Annotated in this window: 5 protein-coding genes; 1 reads left to right on the top strand and 4 read right to left on the bottom strand. The window is 67.0% G+C overall.

What is annotated here, in order from left to right; genetic code table 11:
- Positions 1-36: 36 nt before the first annotated feature.
- A complete protein-coding gene (locus ACLHRZ_RS36560; protein WP_490422903.1) occupies positions 37-1,254 on the top strand; it encodes a tetratricopeptide repeat protein in 1,218 nt (405 codons plus the stop codon).
- A 220-nt stretch (positions 1,255-1,474) separates the two neighbouring features.
- Here the strand turns inward: ACLHRZ_RS36560 and ACLHRZ_RS36555 are convergent, their stop codons facing one another.
- The 4 genes from ACLHRZ_RS36555 to ACLHRZ_RS36540 all read right to left on the bottom strand — a co-directional run bounded on the left by ACLHRZ_RS36555 (position 1,475) and on the right by ACLHRZ_RS36540 (position 5,046).
- Positions 1,475-1,951 carry a cupin domain-containing protein gene (locus ACLHRZ_RS36555; RefSeq protein ID WP_490422902.1) on the bottom strand — a complete coding sequence of 159 codons (477 nt, stop codon included), beginning with the start codon at positions 1,949-1,951 and terminating at the stop codon, positions 1,475-1,477.
- A gap of 274 nt (positions 1,952-2,225) precedes the next feature.
- Complete coding sequence (locus ACLHRZ_RS36550; RefSeq protein WP_490422901.1) at positions 2,226-2,621, bottom strand: DUF3592 domain-containing protein; 396 nt, start codon at positions 2,619-2,621, stop codon at positions 2,226-2,228.
- Positions 2,622-2,874: 253 nt separating this feature from the next.
- Positions 2,875-3,816 (bottom strand): ribosome-inactivating family protein, encoded by a 942-nt coding sequence (locus ACLHRZ_RS36545; RefSeq protein WP_490422900.1) that lies wholly within the window; start codon positions 3,814-3,816, stop codon positions 2,875-2,877.
- A 528-nt stretch (positions 3,817-4,344) separates the two neighbouring features.
- A complete protein-coding gene (locus ACLHRZ_RS36540; protein ID WP_490422899.1) occupies positions 4,345-5,046 on the bottom strand; it encodes an AfsR/SARP family transcriptional regulator in 702 nt (233 codons plus the stop codon).
- Between the last annotated feature and the right edge of the window lie 98 nt (positions 5,047-5,144).

Below are 5,144 nucleotides of genomic sequence, written 5' to 3'. Positions count from 1 at the left end.
TGACCTACGAGAACAGCGAAAGTCGAGTCGGCCCGCGTGTTCCGACTTTTGGGCATGCACCCGGGCCCGGACATCAGCCTTCTCGCCACCGCCTGCCTGGCCGGCCACGATCCCGACACGACTCGCCACGCCGTTGACGAACTGTCCCGCGCGCACCTGATCACCGAGCACTCCCCAGGCCGCTACAGCCTGCATGACCTGCTGCGCGCCTACGCGGCCGAACAGGCCCACGCCCACGACGACGACGCCGAGCGCCAGGCCGCGCTGCGGCGCGTGATCGACTTCTACGCCCACACTGCTGACACCGCCCACCGTTTCCTGGACCCCCACCGCCCGCCCGTGCTGCCGCTCGACCCGCCCGCACCCGGCTGCCGGCCCCACCCGCTGCCCAACCACGCGGTGGCGCTGGCCTGGTTCGACACCGAGCATGCGTGCCTGCTGGCCGCCCAGCACATCGCCGCCACCTACGGCTGGCACCGGGCCGTATGGATCCTGGCCTGGGCTCTGGACGCTTTCCATCACCGGCGGGGACACCGCCACGACCAGCTCGCCGTGTGGCGGGCCGGGCTGGCCGCCGCCGAGCACCTCCCCGACCCCACCGCCCGGGCCCGCGCCCACGTGCTCCTCGGTGACGCCTACACCAACCTGGGACGTCACGAGGAGGCAATCGAGCACCTGCACCAGGCCCTTGCCCTGGCCGAGTATCACCCTGACCCCACCGCCCAGGCCCGGGCCCAGCACTCGCTTGCGTTGGCCTGGGGGCAGCAGGGGGACGACGGGCGGGCACTGGAGCACGCCGCCCATGCCCTGCCCCTCTACCGCGCCCTGAACAACCCGGTGTGGGAAGCCAATGCACTCAACCTGGTGGGTTGGTACGCCGCCCGACTCGGTGAGTACGACCGGGCCCGCGAGCACTGCCAGGCCTCGCTCGCCCTGCGCCACGGCCACCACGACCCTCAGGGTGAGGCGAACACCCTGGACAGCCTGGGCTACATCGACCACCACACCGGCCACCACCACCAAGCCATCGTCTGCTACCGGCAGGCCCTCGCCCTGTACCGCGACCTCGGCCACACCTACTACGTGGCCGATGCCCTCGACGCGCTGGGCCACCCGCACGCCGCCCTCGGCCAACACGACCAAGCCCGCGCTGTGTGGCGGGAGGCGCTGGAGCTGTACCGGCAGCAGGGGCGTGACCAGGCCGCCGAACGCGTCCTGCGGCAACTCGAAGCCCTCGGCCAACCCGGCGGCTGACGGCACAAGACGCCCCATACTCGACGATCAGATGTCCTGGTCGAGAATGTGGTAACCCGGTTTGACCTGGTCCATCGGAGTCCCGGCAGTAACGGCGGAAAAGCCACTGAAGGGCCTGGTCAATGGCTCTCGCGACCAGCCACCTCGGCCGGCTTCGACGTGGCCTATAGCCCGCGTATGCGCCCATTCTTCCGCCATTACCACGGGAAGTCGATGGGTCTCAACCCTCTGGCAGAACGGTGAGACCGGTGCGCTCTACCAGGTACGCGATTTGCGCCACCCGGTCCATGTCCCAGACCTCAGGCTGCTCACCGGGGCGCGGATCATCGCCGCCCTCAATGAACAGGTCCTCCGGGCCGGCCGGGGTGAACAGGAAGAGAGTCTTGGCCGTGGTGTCGGTGATGTTCTTGAAGCGGTGGCGACGGGTGCGCGGAATGAATACGAAATCACCGGCGCCCGCAACGAAGGTGCGGTCGCCGTCGAGAAATTCCAGTTCCCCGTCCAGGAGGTAGTACGCTTCGTCCTCGGCGCTGTGCGCGTGCGCGATCGGCCCGCCGCCGGGCGGCACGATCGCCTCGATGAAGGCCAGCGAGCCGACGGTGTGCCGCTTGGTGACCTTCATGGTGTATGCGTCACCCGAAACCCACTTGGTCAGACCTTCGCCCGCCGGCACGTACAGAAGTTCACTGTGGCTCACAGTCCATCCTCTCGTTGTCTGTTTAATGTCTGTTCAAGTAGTTCCCTTACGGCATCACCCTTCGGGATGTTTATGCCGTATCAGGCTGCTACTCCAGTCATAGAACATGACCTGACATAGCGTCATCTGCGCCGTCTGCAAGTGATGCAGGGTGGCGACTGGTTCGGGTGGCGGTTGGGCGCGGGCAGGCCGCCTCGTGATCAAAGTGTTGTGGCGCACGTTGATGATGGGGCGTGGTGATTGACAGGGCCGACTCCAGGCCGTAATTGTCGGCTCAGGCGGCAATTACGATCACGACCGCGCCACAGAGCCACATCAAACCCATCACGAACAAGAGAACTTGGTCCGCGAGGTGGCGTTTGGTGAGTACCCGCGCGGTCCTGGGGTCTTCGGGGGAATAGAGAAGCGGAACCCGACTGCCCACGGCCAGGTCCAGGCCGTTGTTCGTGAACTCGACATGACGGCCCTGACCGTCCGTGAACTCGATGACGGACGCCCAGGTCCAGTCATCACCGGAACGCTTCCGTTCCCTCTGGATCACGGTCCCATCGGTACGCAGTCCGGACCGGCGCAATCGCGACATCACGCGGCCCTCCCGGACGGCGAGCCTCAGACACCACGCTCCGGCGCCGGTACATAACGCGCCGAAGAACATTCCCGTCAACGACACACTGCCTCCCTGCCTGTTCGAAGGACCACGGACAAGACCAGTGGGTACTCACGCGCCGTACCGGACCACGCTGAAGCAGCGCCTGACCAGACTTTCCCCTTCCCGCAGCTCCGGCGAGCAGCACGCTGACCAGCGCCGTCAAGGATGAGCAGGGTCCACCGAGAGACCTGCTCATCCCTTTCGGCCGTATCTCGGCCAACTCTCGGGAACCCCTTACCGATGAGAGTCACACGTGTGATGTGACCGGAGTCGGTTACACCTCGTCGTGCTTGAAGTCGCCGGGGGGAGGGGCTTGGTTGAGGGCGCCCAGCAGCAGCATCACCGCCGCGCGCAGCTGTCGGTAGCTGTTGACGGTTCCGTAGTGGGGGCCGACATTGAGTGGGGGCGGGGTATTCCCAGTCCTCAAGTCATATGCCCATGCCGACAGCGCGGACCAGTCGTTCTCGAGTTCTTGCAGGCCGGCCGGCACGCCGGGGGCGGTGATGCTGCCGTTCATGACGCCGAGCATCATGGCGGCCACGGGGCGGAAGCGCGCGGCCTCAGAGACGTACTGGATGAAGAACAGCAGCGACCTCGCGACGTTCGGGTTCTGGTCGGGCTGCTGCGTGACCCGCAGGGTGGCCAGCGAGTTGAGCAGGCTGGCGTAGGACATCGGAGTGTTCGTCCGATCACGGCCGGCGGCCCGGACCATGTCGATGTAGCCCGAGCTGTAGGGGAGTGGCCTGATGCCATCCGGGGGCGGAAGGAGACGGGCGTCTGGGGAGTGGGCCGCGGCAAAGTCCGCCATCACCTGTTGCAACGGATAGTCGTTGAACGCGAACGTCAACCCGTTCGGAGTGGTGAAGCCCCGCAGATACATGTTGTTGGGGGTGATCCACAGTTGCAGCGTTTCGTGGAAGGTGATGTCCACGCGCAGGAGCGCGTCCGCGTTGCCCTGCGTCTGCCCGATGCCGCTGCCCCACCCGTGGGCGGCTGCACCCTGCACGCCACGGAGGAAGTCGCTGTAATCACGCGCCTGATCTGTGCCAGCTGTTCCGGTCAGGTTCAGCGAGACGTGGCTGATGCGGCGGTCGGGAGTGTCGGCGTCGGCCTGGCCGGCACCGGCCAGGCCGACGGTCGCACCGATCGCCAGCGTGAGGATCAGGGCCAGCAGCCGGGACAGTGACCTGCCGCCGATTCTCTGAACATTCAGCACAGTGAATCCTTACCTTTCTGCGGCCAATGGATACCTGCGCATCAGCATGACGACGGACGCGGACGTTCTGGTCGCTGCGCGGTCGCTGGACAGTCGCGCGGCCGATCGCTCTGCGATGAGGGCGTTGCCGAGTCCCAACCGGAGGCCAGCCGACTGTTCTTGACGGTGTGGGTGCTGCTCACGCCTCCCCCCTTCGGGAGTGCCCCGAACGCGCCTGAGCCGCGCCCGTCCTTCGAGGCGCAGCTCAACCATGTATGCCCGGCTATGAGGTGCCCAAGGGTGCCCGCGAAGCCCTGGCGACAATCGGCTTGGCGTAACCGTCAGGCAGCGGACGTGACTTTCTCGCCCCGCCGATCGCGCGGGCCGGGGAGCGTGTCTTACTCCTCGAGGGGCTGTGGTGCAGGAAGCCGCCGGAGGGCAAGCTCGACCGGGCCCCTGGCGGCCGTTGGCCCCGAGGCGTAGGACGGGCGGCAGGCCGATAGCGGGAGCAGGCCGGAACAGCTGCTGAGAGGCCCTCCACGTCGCTGGTCAGAGGGTTGTCTTCGGCCTCTCGAGGATGCTGGCGATGAGTTCTTCGGTCTGCGGGAGCATGCCGACGTCGAGGCGCCGGTTGACGGCCTGGAGGGCTTCGATGACGTGGAAGACACCTGCGCGGTTGTCGGCTTGGGCTTCGATGATGATCCAGTCCTGGTAGAGGAGTTCGGCGGTGTCGTCGGCGTCGAGTCCGGTGGTGATGGCGTGGCGGGCGGCGTCGAGGTCGGGGTGGGGTGCTTCGCGGTGCCAGGTTGCGGCGGTGTGGGCGGTGTCGGTGATGCGGGAGATGATCTGCTGGACCTGGGAGGTGGCCCAGGCGTGGGTTCCTCCGGACAGCGGGCGGCCGCGCACGAGAGCGAGGGCTGCTTCGAGGTCGGCGATTCCTGCCTCTGGGCCTTTGCGGAGGCCGGATTCGGCGAGTTGTCGGAAGCGGTCCCAGTCGCAGCGGACGGCCTTGCTGAGGCGGTAGCCGGGGCTGCGGTCGCGGGGGAGGTAGGGGTTTCCGTCTGCGTCGGTGCCGAGGCGTTTACGGAGTTCGGAGACGCGGACCTGGAGGGTGTTCTTCGACCAGGGGGATGCAGGGTCCATGGCGTCGCAGAGTTCGTCGGCACTGCGGCCGGGCTTGAAGTGGAGCAGCGCGGCCAGTGAGGCGAGTTTGGGTCCGTGGCCGGAGGACTCGATCCCGGTGACGGTCACCGGACCGAGTACCCGGATTTCCGGCGCTTCGGTGTCTGCGGGGTCCGGTTTCCCGGGAGGGCCTTCTGCCGCTCGACTTTCGGGGTTTTCGTGGGCCT

Source organism: Streptomyces sp. AM25 (assembly GCF_058146165.1).
Note: the sequence above shows the minus strand (reverse complement) of the source record. Positions and strands in the feature narration are given on the sequence as shown.